Source organism: Chitinophaga horti, assembly GCF_022867795.2.
Taxonomy (GTDB): Bacteria; Bacteroidota; Bacteroidia; order Chitinophagales; family Chitinophagaceae; genus Chitinophaga; species Chitinophaga horti.
The window spans coordinates 3273207-3291918 of record NZ_CP107006.1; the positions used below are offsets into that span (position 1 = coordinate 3273207).

At 52.2% G+C, this 18712-nt stretch carries 10 protein-coding genes; 2 read left to right on the plus strand and 8 right to left on the minus strand.

Going from position 1 to position 18712, the window contains the following annotated elements; translation table 11 throughout:
* Window positions 1–194: 194 nt before the first annotated feature.
* Complete coding sequence (locus tag MKQ68_RS13160; RefSeq protein ID WP_264279529.1) at window positions 195–1424, minus strand: BaiN/RdsA family NAD(P)/FAD-dependent oxidoreductase; 1230 nt, start codon at window positions 1422–1424, stop codon at window positions 195–197.
* A 160-nt stretch (window positions 1425–1584) separates the two neighbouring features.
* On the opposite strand from MKQ68_RS13160, the gene MKQ68_RS13165 reads away from it, so the two are divergent.
* Together MKQ68_RS13165 and MKQ68_RS13170 are read left to right on the plus strand one after the other, a co-directional pair.
* A complete protein-coding gene (locus MKQ68_RS13165) occupies window positions 1585–4017 on the plus strand; it encodes an MG2 domain-containing protein (protein WP_264279530.1) in 2433 nt (810 codons plus the stop codon).
* 95 nt (window positions 4018–4112) lie between these two features.
* A complete protein-coding gene (locus tag MKQ68_RS13170) occupies window positions 4113–4649 on the plus strand; it encodes a 5' nucleotidase, NT5C type (RefSeq protein ID WP_244843510.1) in 537 nt (178 codons plus the stop codon).
* Between the two features lie 51 nt (window positions 4650–4700).
* Here the strand turns inward: MKQ68_RS13170 and MKQ68_RS13175 are convergent, their stop codons facing one another.
* The 7 genes from MKQ68_RS13175 to MKQ68_RS13205 all read right to left on the minus strand — a co-directional run bounded on the left by MKQ68_RS13175 (window position 4701) and on the right by MKQ68_RS13205 (window position 18634).
* The gene (locus MKQ68_RS13175; protein ID WP_244843509.1) at window positions 4701–5492 is read right to left on the minus strand and encodes a glucose 1-dehydrogenase; all 792 of its coding nucleotides are present in this window, start codon (window positions 5490–5492) and stop codon (window positions 4701–4703) included.
* Window positions 5493–5644: 152 nt separating this feature from the next.
* A complete protein-coding gene (locus MKQ68_RS13180) occupies window positions 5645–7363 on the minus strand; it encodes a hypothetical protein (RefSeq protein ID WP_244843508.1) in 1719 nt (572 codons plus the stop codon).
* Window positions 7363–8631, minus strand: coding sequence for an MFS transporter (locus MKQ68_RS13185; RefSeq protein WP_264279531.1), 1269 nt, complete (start codon window positions 8629–8631; stop codon window positions 7363–7365). The genes MKQ68_RS13180 and MKQ68_RS13185 overlap by 1 nt, the downstream gene beginning before the upstream one ends.
* A 3-nt stretch (window positions 8632–8634) precedes the next feature.
* The gene (locus tag MKQ68_RS13190; protein WP_264279532.1) at window positions 8635–9678 is read right to left on the minus strand and encodes a glycoside hydrolase family 130 protein; all 1044 of its coding nucleotides are present in this window, start codon (window positions 9676–9678) and stop codon (window positions 8635–8637) included.
* 52 nt (window positions 9679–9730) lie between these two features.
* Window positions 9731–11242, minus strand: coding sequence for a RagB/SusD family nutrient uptake outer membrane protein (locus MKQ68_RS13195; protein WP_264279533.1), 1512 nt, complete (start codon window positions 11240–11242; stop codon window positions 9731–9733).
* 22 nt (window positions 11243–11264) lie between these two features.
* A complete protein-coding gene (locus tag MKQ68_RS13200) occupies window positions 11265–14336 on the minus strand; it encodes a SusC/RagA family TonB-linked outer membrane protein (protein WP_264279534.1) in 3072 nt (1023 codons plus the stop codon).
* A 266-nt stretch (window positions 14337–14602) separates the two neighbouring features.
* Complete coding sequence (locus tag MKQ68_RS13205; protein ID WP_264279535.1) at window positions 14603–18634, minus strand: hybrid sensor histidine kinase/response regulator transcription factor; 4032 nt, start codon at window positions 18632–18634, stop codon at window positions 14603–14605.
* Window positions 18635–18712 lie beyond the last annotated feature (78 nt).

The following is an 18712-nucleotide window of genomic DNA, read 5'->3' on the forward strand; positions in this document are numbered from 1 at the left end:
ACGGGACGCCCCAACATTCTCCAGGGCTACCTGGCGTTCACCATAACTGTTAGATATCCTTGTACAGGAAGACCTGACATTCACCATAACTGTTCGATATCCTTGTACCTGGCGAAATGACGTTCACCATAACTGTTCGATATCCTTGTACCTGGCGACCTGACATTCACCAGGGCTACAGTACGACCCAACGCCTATCCAAGACTATTCGCCACCAGCCAGCCGCTCGTCCAGGCGTGCTGGAAGTTGAAACCGCCAGTAATACCATCCACATCCATCACCTCGCCTGCGAAAAAGAGCCCTTTGTGCAGCCGGCTTTCCATCGTTTGCGCGTCTACCTGCGACAATGCGATGCCTCCGCAAGTCACAAACTCCTCTTTGAACGTGGTTTTGCCCTGTACTGGAAACTCCATTGACACCAGGTTGCGGATCAGTCTATTCTGTTCTTTGGCAGGCAGATCGGCCCAGCGGGTATCTTCGGCTACGCCGGATTGCTGCAGCAAAAAGTGCCATAACCGCTGTGGCAGGGCGAAGTAGTTCTTCTGGTAAATTTTTTGGCCAGCCATCCCCTGCCGGATCTCGGGCCACTCCTCGCGTAGCGTATGCTCCTGGTAGTCTGGCAGCCAATTCACGATGGCGGTAAAACGGTAGTCCATATCGTGCAGACTACGAGCCCCCCAGGCGGAGAGCCGCAGAATCACCGGGCCACTCATGCCCCAGTGAGTGATAAGCAAGGGGCCTGATTCCTGCAGTTTGGTTCCCGCGACCTTCACCACTGCCTGCGGAACGGACACGCCCATCAGCTGGGTGACCGGGTTGCCGGGCATGTTAAAGGTAAACAGCGAGGGAACAGGCGGTTGTATCTCATGGCCCAGCTCCTTCAGCCAGTTGAATTTGTCGGCCTGCGGATACCCGCCGGTGCAAACACACACGTAATTCGCCTCTATGGACTTGTCGCCGCGGAGGTCGAGCCGCCAGCGGCCGTCGGTTAATTGATGTAATGCGGTTACTTCTGTATTAACGTCGATGCGCACACGATACTTTGTAGCTTCTTCGAGCAGGCAGTCGATCACGGTTTGGGAAGAATCTGTTACCGGGAACATTCGACCGTCGCCTTCGGCTTTGAGCGTAACACCTCTCTCCGCAAACCAGGCCACGGTATCCAATGTATGAAAGTGATAAAAGCTCTTTTTTAGCATTTGCTGGCCGCGTGGGTACTTCTTTACCAGGTCGGGTACCGCCGGGGCGTTATGGGTCACGTTACACCTGCCGCCGCCGGAGACCTTTACTTTTGATAACAATTTGCTCGTTTTTTCCAGTATGCGTACCTGCAACCCGGGATGGAGCCGCGCCGCGTTCACCGCACAAAAAAAGCCCGCCGCACCGCCGCCGATCACTATTAAAACCTTTCCAGCTTCCGCCATTTACCTAAATTTACCGGATTATGATAAAATAATTTTTACCGTATATTTATTGATGCAAATTAATCAAACACATTCTAACACAACATTTGTTAATCATACTGATTCTATTTAAATGCAACAAAATTCTAAGAGGAGACCAGGGAAAAGGCTTGCAGCGTGGATGACGGGAGTGCTCCTGACCTGTGCCGCCTTCAGCTATATCCCTGCCGACGAGTGGACCAACCGGATAACAGACGCACTAGAGAAGTTTTACCACGACTATCCACAGGAGAAAGTATATCTCCATTTCGACAAAGATTACTATGCCGCGGGCGAAACCATCTGGTTTAAAAGTTATGTGACCCTGCAGGAACTGCCCGCTTACGGCGCCCGCAACCTGTACGTGGAACTGATCGATAAAGACGGTATCGTGATACAGAAAAGGATCGTGGAGCTGAATGAAGGTGGCGGTGCAGGCGAAATAGAACTGCCTGAAACCTTCAAATCCGGCACCTACCAGGCCCGCGCATATACTTCTTATATGATGAACTACGATTCCAGCTTCTTCTTCCATAAAAACATCCGCGTTTACGATCCTAAGAAGGATGCGGCCGCAGCTGCCCGTCCAACAGGTGGTAACACCCTCGGTGGCGATGCAGCGGGTGCAAAGAGTGCTTACTCCGTACAGTTTTTCCCGGAAGGGGGAGATATGATTGCAGGCGTAGCCAGCCAGGTGGCATTCAAAGCGATCAACCAGGGCGGTTATCCTACAAAAGTGAGCGGCACCGTTAGCGACAGCAAAGGCGAAAAGATAGCGGAACTCAGCACTTTTCATGATGGCATGGGATTGTTCGAATTCACTCCTAAAGCGGGCGAAACTTATACCGCTAAAACAAAAGACTCTGCCGGTACCGAAAAGACCTTCAGCCTGCCTGCCGCGAAACCTTCCGGTGTAGGCATGCGCGTGTACAATAAAGGCTCCCGCATCTTCTACCTCACGGCGCTCAGCAACCAGGAAGACACTGCCTATGCGCAGATGCTGCTGGTGGCGCAAATGCAGAACCAACTGATCTACAAAGCAGTGCTGAACGTAGCGGAAGGTAAGATCAGCGGGCTGATACCGACAAAGAACCTGCCCAACGGCATTATGCAGATCACGCTGTTCAAACGCGACGGCACGCCGCTGGCAGAAAGGCTGGCCTTTGTGCGCAACAACCTGGAAGAGATACCGATGATCATTTCAGCGAACAGTGTATCCAAAGGTCCGCGTACGAAAACAGAACTGGTACTCGACCTGCCGGATGCGAACCGCGGACAACTCTCCGTTTCTGTAACCGACGCCGACCAGGTGGAACATGACGAATACGATAACAACATCGTTTCCCATAGCCTGCTCACCTCCGACCTGAAAGGTTATGTGCACCGCCCGGGATGGTACTTCCGCGACACTACGGAAAATACCTTGAAAGCCCTGGATATGGTGATGATGACTAACGGCTGGCGCAGGTTCAGCTGGGAAAAGATAATCGCGAACCAATACCCCACGTTCCGCTATCCTTACGAGCAGGGACTTACGGTGTTAGGCGTGGCCAAAAAGGGTAATCGCCCGCTGGTAAACGGCAACGTAAGCTTCATGGTCAAAACGCCGGTGGATAGCGGACAGATGATCGCGATGGCACCGACGAACGAAAAAGGTGAATTTGCCCTGGCGAACATCCAGTTTAAAGACACGGGCCTGGTATATTATAAGGCGAATGATCCGGAAAAGAAAGGTGCCTGGATCGATGTTAGCATCACCCGCCACTTTTTTGAACTGGCGAACCCGGTGAAGATGCCTTACCCTTTCATGATACCGCCGCCGCTAAGCACCAACGTCCTCAAAAGCTACCTTACTACAGTGAACGAAGGTAATGTGGTGAACAGGCGTGTGAATGATAAAACCATCTACCTGAAAGAATTTAACGTAACCTCCCGCAAACCAACGCAGGCGGAAACAATCGATAAACGGTATGCGAGCGGCATGTTCTCCGGCGACGGACAAGTGTTCGACTTCACTACCGAAAACCCGGTGGCCATGAACGTGTTCCAATACCTGCAGGCACGTGTGGCGGGCTTACAGATCACCGGTAATATGAACGAGCCGCAACTCAGCTGGCGCGGTGATAAACCACAACTGTTCCTTGACCAGATGCCGGTAGACGTGCAGATGATCGCCAACCTGCCGATTACTGATATCGCGATGGTAAAAGTGTTCCGCCCTCCTTTCATGGGTGGCTTCGGTGGCGGTGCCGGTGGTGCAATCGCGATCTATACCCGCCGTGGTGGCGACACGCCGCGTGATAACACGGTGAAGGGTTTTGAGCTGTATAAGAAATGGGGTTACAATGTGGTTCGCACGTTCTACTCCCCTGACTATGCCGTGAAGAAGCCGATCCACGAACTGCCTGATAAACGCCTGACGCTGTACTGGAACCCGCAACTGAACATCGATACGATCCAGAACGTAGCGCGGTTCGACTTTTACAGCAACGACTTCTCCAAACGCTTCCGTGTGGTAGTGGAAGGAATGGACGTGAATGGCAATGTGGGAAGGGTGGAAAAGATCTTCGAATAAGACTATCAATATTAACAGGATACCAGCGCCCTTTCCCTGCGAACCAGCGAGGAAAGGGCGCGCTGCTTTAACGACGAACATTAATTTTTAAACACATGGAAGAGTACAAAGAGTCAATTGCCATCGACATGGACGAGACGATTGCCGACCCGATCGGCAAAGCGAGGGATTGGTATTACCGCGACTTTGGCACCACCTTCACGGATGAAGATCTTATCGGCAAACATTTGTCAGAAGTGGTACCGGAAGAACATAAAGGCGTTATTCACCAATACCTGAATACACCCGGCTTTTTCCGCGACCTGAAAGTGTTTCCGGATGCGGTGGACGTGCTGAGAGAACTGAATAAGAAATACCGCGTGTTCATCGTATCGGCGGCCATGGAATTTCCTGCTTCATTGCAGGATAAGTATTATTGGCTGGAAGATAACTTCCCTTTTCTTACCTGGCGACAGGTATGCCTTTGCGGCGATAAAACCGTAGTAGGAACAGATATGATGATCGATGACTTAACACGCAACCTGAAGCCTTTTAAAGGAAGAGGATTCCTGTTTACACAGCATCACAATTTACATGTGGAAGGTTACGAGCGACTGCTCGACTGGGCAGATGCGGGTAACAAACTGCTGTAAACTATAAAAAAAAGAGGCTGCACATCATGATGGCAGCCTCTTTCTTGTTTATTAAACGTTACCGTAACTATTCGATTGTCCGCCATCTATCGCGATGACCTGGCCGTTCACATAACTGCATTCATCGCTGAGCAGGAAGGCAACAAGTCTACCTACCTCCTCGGGCAAACCGAGTCGTTTGGTAGGATTGGCCTGCGCGTATACCGTTTCCGCAGCTTTTGGATCTTCCGGATTCACTTGTTTGAAAGCTTCCGCCACCATCGGTGTCAAGATCGCGCCGGGTGCAATGGCGTTCGTAAGGATACCATCGCGGCCATATTCCAGCGCCGCCTGTTTGGTAAGCCCTGTCACCGCATGTTTGGTCGCCACGTAAGGCGTTTGGTTCATCACCCCGCGAATGCCACCTACAGAAGCCACATTCACGATCCTGCCATACTGTTGTTGCTGCATGATCGGGATAATGTGACGCATGCCGTAGTACACACCATACAGGTTTATATCTACCACCTTTTCAAAAACTTGCTGATCGTAACTCACCAGCGGTGCCTGCCGGCCTTCGATGCCAGCATTGTTATAGAACCCATCGATCCGGGAGTACGCTTTCAAAGCTGCCTCCACGTAAGCCTTCACTGCCGCCTCATCCGATACATCCGCTGTAATAGTGAGGATCTTCACGCCCGGTGTAGCTTTTTCAATTTCTGCCTTTGCACTGGTCAGCGCGCTCTCGTTATAATCTACCAGGGTAAGGTTAGCGCCCTTCTCTGCACATACTTTCGCCGCAGCTAATCCTAAACCCATTGCCGCTCCGGTAATCACTACTGACTTGTCTTTCAAACTACTCATAATCATTCTGTTTTGTTACATAATACCTCTCCGTGAGGTGTCCTATTCTAACAAAAACCAAGCCTTATGGTTGAGTTGACACTGTCAATTATTTGTTAAAACGAAAAAGCCCCACGCCGGTGATAACAGGCGCGGGGCGAAGCTGGCAAAAGTTATTTAGCGGGATGATAATCGATGACCACATTGTCGGCCACCAGTTTACCATCGCGGATTTCAGATTTCAGACCGGCAGGTACCATCACCAGGATGGCAGAAGAACTGGCCGGGACCGATAATTCATACGTACCCCCTACTCCTTTCGCGATGAACGTGCGGCTCACTGTATTGTAAATATCTACTGCTTTGCCTTCCAGCGATACGATCACCTTCTTGGCTTCCGGATAAGGATTGTAATAGAGATAGGTCGGATAGGCCTTATCGTGGAAGAAGTCCGTCGCCAGCAGGTTTAACTGCAGGATGGCAGGAATATTCGTGCTGCGGATAATGCTGCCGAAGAAGCCGGCATGCCCGCTGCCATAAACGCTGAACTGCGATACAGCCGGGTTACCCTTTGCCCACAAAGGCCCGTCGCCTTGCGCCACCGGTGCTTTCAGGTGTGCATATTCCGGGTAGGAAGGGGAATGAATGATCCCTTCATAACCAATCACTCCTTTACCGGCAGCCGCCTGTTCCGGAATGGTCTCATGTTCATCCGGCATGTACTGGGTGTAGAAGAAGCGCGCGGCGTTAGCAGCGTTCAACATCCATTTACCCACTGCATCTGCATAAGCCGCATCGTAACGGGCGATGGGCACCACCGGCCACGACAGATCAAATGTATTCATCAGGAAGCCGTATCCACCCCTATCTTTCGTACTACCTACGATGCCGGAAATATCGATGCCATTCCAATTGCCGAGCAACACGCCCCAGCCGGCACGACATTCAGGCGTACCGTCGAACGTCCATTCCAGGAACTTACGGGCATTAAAGTTAGTACCTTGCTCTGCGTTCATGCGGGCGGAGAGGTAAGCGCCGAAGGGCATGAACACTTCATAGAACGTATTTTTAGGTTGATCCTCCAACGCTTTCAATGCACGTTTGGCACCTTCGAGGTAACGCACGTCGCCGAAGTGACGGTAAGCGGCGTACAACACCCAGGCCTGGCCAGCCGCAGCATCCTGCTGTTCGCAGATGTCGTTCTTTACAGGCTGCATAGTGCCGTAGTTAAAGAACGAGTAGTTGTAATTACCATCCAGGATCGAATCTGCCTGGTAAAATTTATCGGCTATACTACGCGCCAGTGTATCGAAGCCAGGTTCGTTGGGATATTTGTCGTAGATAGCGTAGAACAACATATTCGGGTATACATCATACCACCAGTCACGGCCATAACCGCCGCCCAGTAAGGCCACTTCGGGTACGGTGTTATTCATCATGATGTTCCAGCCGGTTTCTTTGTTAAAGTAGTTTTTAAGCATGCCCACATAATTCAATCCCTGCTGATCGCTTTTGTCAATACCCACGAGCGTGGCGCCTAACACGGCACCCATGCTGGCCAGCGCTTCATGGAACATGCCTTTGTTGTGCGTACCCTGGCGCTGGTCGTTCATAGCGGTATATAAACCTACAACGGGCTGCGGAAAGTTGCGGCCCGAGCTGTCCCACCAAACGAGCGGCCAGTGTTCGCCGGTCGCTTTAAAATCATATACCGTACTATCGAAACGACGCGCCATATCGTACCAGTCGATGATCTGCAAAGGCTGCGGAATAGCGGCCATAGAATCGATGCGCGCGAGGTGCTCCTGCTTTACCGGGTTGGCTGCAGGGGTATTTTCTTTACAAGCCTGGACTGCCATTACGCACAGGCCTATCACAATAAGTTTTCTCATCAATGCTCAGATTGTATAGTTTCTTCCTGTAGTGATTTAATAATTTCTTTTCCTTCCCTGATGATGACCCTGGCCACCACGACCGATAACAGCTGCACCAGGGCGATGATCATGATCGCATAACGTAATGCGACTTCTGTAGAAAAATAGTAAGCCAGGAAGATGAATGTACCTGCACCTACAAAACGACCGGCATACAAACCCGCTTCATGGTTCAGAATATACGCAAATTCATTCCGTTTTTCTTTTTTAGATAAGATATCGATCACGCTGAATTGGATGGGAAAGTACGCCAGGTCGAGCAAAGGCTTGGCCAGTAACAGGAACATCATAAATACGATCACGCCGGTGGCGTTATACATAATGCCGTTGAACAGCGAGGCTACGAAAAAGAAAACGAGTCCGCCCGCAAAGATAACCAGCCGATGCTCCGGCCTGGCCATGCGGCCGATGATGTACATCAACACCGCCGCCACTATCGCTCCTACTGATTGTGCCGTGCCTAATGCGCCTTCTTTACCCAATAACAGCATGATCAGCATAGCCGGTGCGGTTACCAGGTAACCCTGCGCGAGGCCTTTCAATGTGGCTAAGCCCAAGAGCTTTTTCCAGTACGGATGAAACTTAAAGTACAGGAACTTTTTATCCGTCGGGTTCTTGAACTTCCCCTGGAAACATACGATGGACGCGGCCACCGTCACCATGAACACTACGCCCGTCACGATACGGTAGGCGCCGTTTACGGTACGTTTATCGCCGTACACTTCAATGAACCAGCCGATCGCGATGGGAATGACTACCGCAATAATCGTATAGAAAAATGTTTCCAGTCCGTAGTAGTAGTTGCGGTTCTTGTCGTTCGTAATCGCCAGCGCCAGGTAATCGCGGTTGGCCCAGTAAAAGCCGAACGACATGCCCATGATCAGCCCTGCGGACGCAATGCCCCAAAGGTCGAGCGTTTTGAGCGACATCATTACCAGCATACTTACACCGCTTAACATCATGCCTGCGGAGTACAGTGTTTTGATATTGAAACGACTGAGTAAAAACCCGTTCAGCAAAAAGGTAAGCGGGATGCCGGTGTATATCGTCAGCTGGTAGATCACCACCTTGGTAGGATCGTTGGAGTTGCGCATTACATACGCCGCTACGAAGATGTCGATCACCGGTAATACCAGCGCGTAGATCAGGTTCGTGAGCGTGAGTATACGAAAGTCATGCGGCTGCTCCTGGAAGTGTTTTATTTCCCGGGAAAGGTTCTTAAGCATCTGTTAGCAGTTTAAGGAAGATAAAAGCGCGCTGATGGAAAAGTCAGCAGCACATACCACTTCGTCGGCAGCACCGTAATAAATCGTGACGGTGTCACCCTTTACCACATGCCCGTTCGTAAACACCACCTGTCCGAAGAAGCCCGTCAGCTCATAATCTGCCGAAGGCATCATAATCGGTGCATCACTGCGGGCGATGACTTTCGCCGGATCGTTAAGATCGAGCAGCAGCAGGCCCAGGCAGTACTGGTGTTTTTCGTTTGCACCATGGTAGATTTCCAGCCAACCCTTTTCTGTTTTGATCGGTGCCGCACCGGCGCCCACTCTTTTACTGTCCCAGTGGCCTTTGCGGGTGGTAGCAATGATCTGGTGATTGCCCCAATGCAAACCATCAGGCGATTCTGCGAGCCAGATGTAGTTGCCGCCAATGTCTACACTGCTCGGCCGGTGCAACGTATAAAACTTACCGTTCACCTTTTCCTCGAAGATGGCAACATCTTTATTATGCGGCGGCAACATCATGCCATGCCGTTCAAATGTTTTCCAGTCTTTGGTGGTACGTAATCCTACCCCCACCCCGTTCGGCGACACGGCCGTAAAAGTGAGATAGTACGTATCGCCCAGTTTCGCCACACGACAATCCTCTATGCCAAAGCTTTGCAGGATGCCTTCGCCATGCAGTGCAGGATACCCTTCCGGCTCATAAAAGTGAATGCCGTCATCGCTGCACATCAGCCGTAAATGAGAAAGGGTAGTAAGGTAATCGGCGCCTTTATAGTTGATCACACGCGGATCGGTCGCATCCAGTTCCGGATCGTCCAGTGGTATTTCTATAATATCGATGCCCCCTTCACGTAACACGGGGAAAGAGATGATGCCCGGCTGTTGCGACGGCCGTTCGGCCACGCGGATGAGCAGCCAGGTTTTGCCATCAAACTCAAACACACCCGGGTTCAGCAGGCAGGCTACTTCCAGTCCGGGGCGGCTGGGCGGCACATCGGCAGGCCGTAACAATGGGTTTTGCGAAAATCGTTTTGCTAATTCCATACTTCTTCAATATTGGTGAAAGGGAGGCTGATGGGCAGCCTCCATTATATCATTAGTTCCAGCCGTTATTCTGATCGAGGCCCAGCAGATCGGCTTCGCGTTGCGGGATAGGCAGCAATTTATTGCGATCCTGCCAGCCGGCGCCATAGTCTTTGTAACCTTTCAGCGGATCGGCATCCGGCGCAGCCGCTAATACTGTTTTAGCCAGATCCCAACGCACGAGGTCATAGTAACGCTGTCCCTCAAACGCCAGCTCTACCCTTCTTTCGTGACGGATGGCCGCCAGTAAAGCCGCTTTATCATTCGTAGTAACGGCAGGCAAATTCGTAGCCGGATTGGCCGCATATTTACGTGCCCGCGCTCTCACCCGCTCCAGTGCAATCTGTGCAGGACCCGGCTGATCGAGGTTGGCGTAGCACTCTGCCTTCCAGAGTAACACATCCGCCAGGCGGATATAGATATAATCCACTCCACCGTCATCGATAAGCGCACTATTGCTCATAAACTTACGTACGTTTAAACCGGTAAGCGGCGACCAGGAAGGTTCATAATTAGTCGTTCCATCTACCCACTTATCACCCGCACGCATCACGGTCGTTCCCAGGCGGGGATCGCCGGTTTCGAATTCAGCTACGAGGTCCTGGGTAGGAATGTTAAAGCCCCAACCTTTGCCCTGTGGCGCGAACACGGCGTTTAGGATGGAACCCTGCGAAGGCACTACGCCCGCATCATGCCGGCCGGCAAAAATGATTTCACCACCGCGCTCACCTATACCGTTAAAGTTATCCTCGAATTTATCCAGCAACTGGTACGGACCTTTCTCCACTTCCACAATTTCGTTCAGGCACTGCTCCCACTGGCCGCGATACAGGTAGGTCTTCGCCAGCAAAGCATGCGCAGCACCGGTCGTTGCACGATGGTAGTCGGCAGCTTCCGTATACGAAGGACTCAACATCGTTAAGGCCTGTGCAATATCGCTTTCGATCTGCGTATAAATCTCTGCTACGGTCGCCTTCTTCGTGTTATCGGTGAGGTTCTTATCCGGCGCCAGCAAAGGCACGGCACCGAAGTTCGTTACCAGGCGGAAGTAGTAAAATGCACGCAGGAAATACGCTTCACCTTTGATTCTTTTCAGGAGATTAGCATCCAGCCCCGGTACATTGCTGCCATCCTGCGCCAGTAGGTTATTGGCTGCGTTGATGCCTTTGTAATTGTACCGCCAGATGGCCAGTACGTTGTTATTCTCCGGGAACACCGAAAAGGTTTCCATACGGCGCATATCTTCCTGGTCGCCCAGGCTGCCGCCGCCTTTCACGGCGTCGTCGCTCATCACATCACCGATTACCCATTCGCGGGGAATAGAACCACCATTCTCCCAATCCCAGGCACCGCGAAAGCGGTTGGTGATGGGCTGGTAAGCACCGTCAATCGCCAACTTAAAGTCATTGGCTTCGGTAAATACATTTTCTTCTGTAAGCTGTCCCTGTGGGAACTTCTCCAGATCCTTTTTACAGCTGATGACTGTAGCGGAAAGAGCGATACCTATATAAATGAGTTTTTTCATTGCTGATCTTTTTAGTCGTCGTTTAGAAACTTACCTGGATACCAAATGTGAAGGAACGTGACTGCGGATAAGTACCCATATCAATACCCTGCGCGAGGTCACCATAGCCGGCCACGTTGTCGTTCGTGTACAGCTCGGGATCCATGCCGCTGTATTTGGTAAAGGTCAACAGGTTTTGTGCGCTTGCATACAAACGCGCGTTGTACAGGCCCCATTTCTCCAACGTATTGGTGGGCAGATTGTAACCCAGCACCACGTTCTTCAGGCGCAGGTAATCCCCCTTCTCCACGAAACGATCTGACGTACGACGGTTGTTGTTCGGATCCTGGAAAGTGGCGCGGGGCGTGGAATTGCTCGTTCCCTCACCATGCCAGCGATTCTTGTAAAAATCTTCTTTCTGGTTAAAACCACGTGCGTCGAAGCTGTTGATGATATTATCTACTTCGTTAAAGATATCGTTGCCTGTTACGCCGTTAAAGAATACGTTCAGGTCGAAGCCGCGGTAGTTGAAACCGGCGTTCAGGCTGTACAACAGCTTAGGGTTCGGATTACCGATAATGGTACGGTCGTCGCCATCGATCACGCCATCGCCATCTACGTCCACGAAGCGGATATCGCCGGGACGGGCATTAGGCTGCAGCAGCTGACCGTCCTTATTTACATAAGCCGCGATCTCGGCTTCATTCTGGAACAGGCCATTGGTTTTGTATCCGTAGAAAGAACTCACCGGCTCGCCTGCACGCAGGAGAATTTGCCCGGCACCGGCAGCGATAATCTGTTCTCTCGCCTTGTACAGTGACAGTACATTATTCTCCAGCGTAGTGGCGTTCACCATCACGTTCCACGAGAAGTCTTTGTTTACCGTGTTACGGTAATTCAGGTTCAGTTCCCATCCTTTGTTCTCCATTTCGGCACCGTTCTCATATGCCGGCGCAGCGTCGCCATTAGTGTAAGAAGTAGGCAGCTGTACGAGGATGTCTTTCGTTTTACGACGGAAGTAATCTACTGACACCGTCAGCGAACCTTTCAGGAAAGCCGCGTCCACACCTACGTTGGTCTGACCGGTAGTTTCCCACTTCACGTTCGGGTTGCCGAGTGACACCGGTTGCAGCACACCGTTAGCGGTAGAATAAATCGTAGCGAACGGATACAGCCCGATTTCCTGGTTACCGAGTTGTCCCCAGCCACCACGCAGCTTCAGGTCATTGAGCCAGCTCACATCCTGCATAAAACCTTCTTTCGCAATGTTCCAGCCTAATGAAGCGGAAGGGAAATAACCCCAGCGGTTCTGTTCACTGAAGCGGGAAGAGGCGTCTGCACGCATATTCACGGTGGCGAGGTATTTATTGTCATATGCGTAGGACACGCGGCCGAAGTAAGACATGAGCGTGGATTCGTCCAGGCCACCGCCGCTGAACTGTTGGTTATAACCATAACCTAACTGCTGCAAACTCTGGTTCTGGTCTGCGCGATTGTCGTAACCATTGCGGGATCCGCTGAGGTAGTCGGCTTTAAAAGTAATGTACTCCGAGCCGAGTGTTACACCCACTTCATGTTTACCGAACGTTTGATTATAGTTCAGCACATTCGTCCAGTTAAGCGTACTCACACGGTGACGTGATTTATCGAGCGACTTCACATCATCGGCGAGTATCGTTCTGTCACCGGGTATCTGTCCGTTGTATTGCTGTTGTTCATTGATATTGAAATCGGTGCCAAAGTCTGTTCGCAGTTTGAAGTGTTTGGCAAACGTCGCCTCGGCGAACATATTACCCAGCAGGCGGAAACGGCCCAGGGTGCGGGTGCGGTAGTCTGCAATGGCCAGCGGGTTTTTACCGTCGCCATATAATAAAGGACTCTGGTACAAGCCGGCAGGTGGCAAGTCTGTATAGAAGCCCGTAGCCGGATCCACTACCGGCAGCGCGTTCGGACGGATCAATGCATATCTGACCACACCTGGCAGACTGCCCGAGCGGCCACCATCACCGGAAGCACCGATCTGCTGTGTGCGGTCGTACGTGAGGTTTAAGTTCTCCCCTACCCGTAACCAGTCTTTCACCTGGCTGCTCACATTCGAGCGAACACCGTAACGTTTAAAGGTAGCGTTGATGATCGTACCATCCTGGTCGGTATAGTTACCGGAAATATAGTAGCGCGTTTTTTCATTGCCACCCGAAAAGCTCAGGTTGTAACGTTGCGTTTGACCCGTGCGGAAGGTTTGGTCGAGCCAGTCGGTGTTGGGCAGACTGGCCGCGTTATCCTGGTTGCGGGTGGTGCTACCGTCATTGGCAAAAGCTTCGTTCTGCAGTTCGATGAACTGGGCAGTGCTCAGCATTTTAGGAAGCCCGATCGCCTGGGCGGTACCATAGTTGGCATCGAAGCTTACTTCGTTCCTTCCCGGCACCCCTTTTTTAGTGGTCACCAGGATCACCCCATTCGCTGCACGCGAACCGTAAATCGCACTGGCCGCCGCATCTTTCAAGACCTCCATCGATTCAATATCATTGGGCGAGATGGTGTTAAGACCACTCGTAAGCGGCACCCCGTCTACCACGTAGAGCGGGTTACTGTTGTTGAGCGTACCGATACCACGGATGCGCACCACCGCTTCCGTACCCGGAGCGCCTGTAGGCGAGGTTACGTTAACACCGGCCGCCTGTCCCTGCAGGGCCGTGGTAAGATCTACCGCCTGCGTACGTTGCAGGTCCTTACCGCTCACCGAGGCAATGGCACCGGTTACCTGGCTCTTTTTCTGCGTGCCGTAACCGATAACGATCACGTCCTTCAGGGCCACCTCGTCCTTCTTTAATACGATATTCAATTCGCCGCTGCCGGAGTAACCTACGGTTTGCGGCAGGAAGCCCATAAAGGTGAAGGTGAGTGCCTGCGGGGCGGTTGTGTTTAATGTAAGAGTGTAAGCGCCGTCGGGCGAAGTGACTGCCCCGTTACGAGTGTTTTGCTGCACCACTGTTACCCCGGGTAAGGCCTCGCCCTGGTCGTCGGTTACTTTACCACTTACTTTTACCTGTGCAAAGCCTGTGGAACAGACTAGTAAAAGCAGCGCGCAGCTGATCAGTTTCAGACAGTTTTTCATGTGTGAAGAGTTTTTTAATGATTTCCGCAAATGGGAGATGTCAGGTTTGGTTTTAATGTTTGGTGGAATATTGATGTTACAGTCAGGCTGTGCTACGGTACATTCATACGTGGTGGATTTTGTTTTTATCAGTAGGATAAAATTACCCGGCCATGGGTGTAAAACACTGCACTATGGTTTCAAAGTAGTGTACAATAGTAACAAACAGCCATGTTTCCATGAAACGTTTCTCATTGTAAATCAACTCATTGATAGTATACAGATGCTTATACAGCCGTTTGCTGCGCCCGGTATTCGTTGGGCGAACATTGGTATTGTTTCTTAAACTCCCGGAAGAAGTAAGACTGGTTATTGAACCCCGTGCGGTAGAAAATTTCGGTCACGGTAAGCTGGGTGTTTACCAAAAGACGGGCGGCTTCCTTCAGGCGGATACACTTAATAAACTCGCCGGGTGTCATGTCGGACAGTGCCTTGAGTTTCCGGTACAGCTGCATCTTGCTGAGGTTCATATGTTTTTCCAGCTGGGCGGCGCTGAGGGTATCGTCGCTAAAGTTATCTTCTATGTATTTCACCACCGTTTGCAGGAACTGGCGGTCTTCATCCTGCATGTCCTCCTCCTCGATGTTGCTGAGCGGACTATCCTGCCGGAACAGGTCGTTGAGGCGTTCGCGGTACTCGAGCAGTTTCCGCACGCGTACCTGCAGGTGGGTGATATGGAAAGGTTTGGGAATGTAGGCATCTGCACCGGCCTCGTAGCCTTCAATTTCATTTTCGATGGCGCCGCGGGCGGATAATATAATAAAAGGTATATGGCAGCTGCCCGGCGCATTCTTCACCCGGTCGCACAACTCGAGGCCGTTCATGCCGGGCATCATAACGTCGCTGATGATCAGGTCGGGCAGCGTCTGGCGGATGAGGTCCAGCGCTTCTTCGCCATTGGCAGCTTCGTAAATGATGTAGCGCGCGCTGAGTACATCGCGCAGCAGGTGGCGGATGGCGTATTCATCTTCCACCACCAAAATGCTCTTACGTTCTCCCTCCAGGTGCTCGAGCAAAGGCAGGCGGTTGGCCCCGGCGGCCTCCTGTTCCTGCTTCACCAGCGGTCGGGCAATGGATTGTAACAAAGGCGAAGGCGTGGCATCTTCCTGGCGGATGACGTACGCTCCTTCCTCCACCACGGGCTGTAAAGGCAGCGACACCCGAAAGGCGACGCCCCCCTCTTCGTTCGACACGCTGATTTGTCCCTGCAAGAGCGACACCAGCTGCCGGGTAAACGCCAGACCAATACCGGCACTGAACTTCTCACCGGGATTCGTATCTGCCGCAAAGAAGCGGGTAAACAGGCGTACCAGCTGCTCGTCCCCTATCGTAACGCCCGAATTGAACACACGAATCTCCAGCATGCCCCCGGCCGCCACGGCACGAATGCTCACGTCCTGGTGTTTGGGCGAGTGCTTGCAGGCGTTCGACAACAGGTTAAACAGGATCTTCTCCAGCTTATCCTTATCTACCACACCGGTGATATTTTCATGGATGTGCATACTGTACCGCAAGCCCTTCTGCCGGCAGAGCGGCGTAAAGAGCCCGGCAATATTTTCGAGCAGCGAACTAACGTCCAGCTGCGTGTAGTAGTTTTTGAGGAACCCCGATTCTGCCCGACGAAACTCTAGCAGCTGTTGTACCAGGTACGTGAGCCGGGATGCCTGTTGCTGTAATAACGAGGGAAAGTACCCGTTCTCCTGGTAGCGGTTACGCTCTGCGGCACCTACAATTAGGGTTAGCGGCGTTTGCAGTTCGTGCGCAATGTTGGTGAAGAAACTCAATTGCTCCTGGTGCACTTCTTCCTCCTTCTTACGCAGCATGTGTTCCATTTCCAGCTGGTATTTCATTTCCAGCTTATTGCGGCGGTACAGGAAGATGGCGGTAGACGCGCCGCCGATCACCAGGAGGTACAGCAGGAAGGCAGGCCAGGTAAGCCAGAAGTATTGTTTCACTTTCAGTTGCATTACCGGCGTGTCGCCCGTCCAGTTGCCTTCGCCGTTCGACCATTTCACTTTCAGCAGGTACTTGCCGGGCGGCACATTGCCATAGGCGACCTTGCCGCTGCCGCCGGAGTAATGCCAGGTTTTATCGTATCCTTCGAGAAAATAAGCATACTCACACTTCTCCGCGTATCCGTAACTGATCGCTTTCAATTGCAGTTCGAAGAAATTGCTGCGCCGTTCGAGGACATAGCTGGTCATGTTCGTGGTGCCGGGCTTCAACACCTGGTACACGTTATCTTCCAACAGCTTGCCGCCGAACTGGATGCCGCTCAGTAACAAGTTAGGATGCCCGTTACGCGCCCGCACATCCGCCGGTAAAAAACCGTTGAAACCATAAATGCCGCCGAAGTACAGGCGGCCGGTCGCATCTTTAAACACGGCACCGTCACTGAACTCATTACTCTGCAGGCCGTCCTGCTCCTGGTAATGCGAAATCGCCAGGGAGGCGCCATCAATGCGGGCAAGGCCTTTGTTCGTGCTCACCCATATGTTGCCCTGCGCATCTTCTGCCACGGCGTGAATGGTATTGTTAGGCATCCCGTTATCGGTCGTGAACTTGCCGAAAACGGGTTTCGCGCTCATGGCATCTTTGAGCGACAACCAGTTTAACCCGTAGCTCGTGCCGATCCACAGCCGGCCTTTGCCATCCGGGTAGAGCGACAGCACATCGTTGTGTGACAGGCTGCCATCGTAGGAAAAGGCTTTGTAATGCCGGAAGGTTTGCTGGCTCTTATCGAACAGGCTGAGGCCACCATACCGGCAGCCGACCCATAACGTGTGCCCGTTACCGGGAGCAAGGGAATAAATAATATCGTTGGCCGGACCGCTGCCTGTACCATTAAAAACGTATTGCTTACAGGCGGCCATCTCCAGGCCGGACGCGCTTCTGTTAATTTTTAACTGCACCAGCCCGTAACCACTGGTGCCGAGCCACAACGAGCCGTCTGCATCGGGCAGTATGGCGTACACGGAGCCAAAGACCGGACAACGCTCATTGCCTTGTACGTCACTCCAACGGTACAACCTTTTGCGACGGCGATCGTATACCTGTATGCCTTTTGCATCGGTACCAATGTACACCAGGCTGTCAGTGCCGTTGTGCAATGCAAATACCGCATTATCGTCCAGCTGCTCGGGAAACAGCGGACGTTTGTCCTCACTACCCGGGCGGATGGCCACGATACCGCTGCCCTTCGCTCCTATCCATAATTCGCCATCCACTTCCGCGAAGGCACGCACGGGTTTGGAGAAGCGGACCACGTCGCCGAAATAGCGCGTTTGCGGGTATATCTTATAAATACCATTACCATCTGTACCACACCACAACACCGACTCACGCCCACCAGCAAACGACGTAATGCGCGTACCCTGTAACGCCACCGCCTCCTGTTGCAGGAAGCCCGACGCCTGGAAGCTCGCGTCATATACACCGAAACCCTGCGTGGTCCAGGCGAGCAGGTAATGATCTTTGTAGCGAAACAGTTCTTTTACCGGTGCAGGCAGCGTTACCTGCAACCGTTGGCGCAAGTCGGGCGAATGCAGTTGCCGTAACACGCGACCACTGAGCAGGAACATGTGCGCTCCATCTATATAAAAATTACTGATCCCCTGTTCGCGGTGTTGCAGTTTGTACTGGTTGCCCTGGCCGGTATAGGCTTCCAGCCGGCCATCCGCATGCAGTAACCACAAACGGTCCTGATCATCGAAAGCCGCTTTTGCAATACGATCGCCGCCTAACGGCAAAGCACAAACGGTAAACGAATCGCGGGCGGCATCGTAGTACATAAGTCCATCCTGGCGGGTTAAGCAAAATACTTCGCCCGCCGTATCGCGTACCAGCTCGTATTCCTGTTCGCTAATGCGGCTGTGCCGGCGTTTACCATAAAAGTAATTGGAGAATCGTCCGGTGCGTTTACTGTAGCGGGATACGCCTTCCACGGTGCTCATCCAGATATACCCACGGCGGTCTTCGGTCATTTGCAGCACCACGTTGTTGCCAATGCTGCGCACCATATTATCTTTCCCGTAGTTGAACACGTGGAACGCGCTGCCGTCGTACATGTTAAGACCGTCCCAGGTGGCGGCCCAAAGCAGGTCGTCACTATCCATCAGCAGTTGGTTCACCGCGCTGTTTGACAATCCATTCCGGTTATCGAGTTGAAGCAGGTAGTAGGGTTGTGGTGTGCCGTCCGCAGCGTTGCCGCGGATGAGGAAGGCCGTTAATAGCAGTATGATCAGGGATAATCTTTTCATTCGTGGCCGGTTTAGTCGTTCGTGTCCCTGCGCACCAAAGAGCGCGCCATTTAAAGTTACGGGAGATTCGGCCAATAA

Coding starts and splice junctions, on each gene's coding strand:
- MKQ68_RS13160 (WP_264279529.1), bottom strand. CDS start 1,424: ATGGCGGAAGCTGGAAAGGTTTTAATAGTGATCGGCGGCGGTGCGGCG.
- MKQ68_RS13200 (WP_264279534.1), bottom strand. CDS start 14,336: ATGAAAAACTGTCTGAAACTGATCAGCTGCGCGCTGCTTTTACTAGTC.
- MKQ68_RS13165 (WP_264279530.1), top strand. CDS start 1,585: ATGACGGGAGTGCTCCTGACCTGTGCCGCCTTCAGCTATATCCCTGCC.
- MKQ68_RS13175 (WP_244843509.1), bottom strand. CDS start 5,492: ATGAGTAGTTTGAAAGACAAGTCAGTAGTGATTACCGGAGCGGCAATG.
- MKQ68_RS13205 (WP_264279535.1), bottom strand. CDS start 18,634: ATGAAAAGATTATCCCTGATCATACTGCTATTAACGGCCTTCCTCATC.
- MKQ68_RS13185 (WP_264279531.1), bottom strand. CDS start 8,631: ATGCTTAAGAACCTTTCCCGGGAAATAAAACACTTCCAGGAGCAGCCG.
- MKQ68_RS13190 (WP_264279532.1), bottom strand. CDS start 9,678: ATGGAATTAGCAAAACGATTTTCGCAAAACCCATTGTTACGGCCTGCC.
- MKQ68_RS13195 (WP_264279533.1), bottom strand. CDS start 11,242: ATGAAAAAACTCATTTATATAGGTATCGCTCTTTCCGCTACAGTCATC.
- MKQ68_RS13170 (WP_244843510.1), top strand. CDS start 4,113: ATGGAAGAGTACAAAGAGTCAATTGCCATCGACATGGACGAGACGATT.
- MKQ68_RS13180 (WP_244843508.1), bottom strand. CDS start 7,363: ATGAGAAAACTTATTGTGATAGGCCTGTGCGTAATGGCAGTCCAGGCT.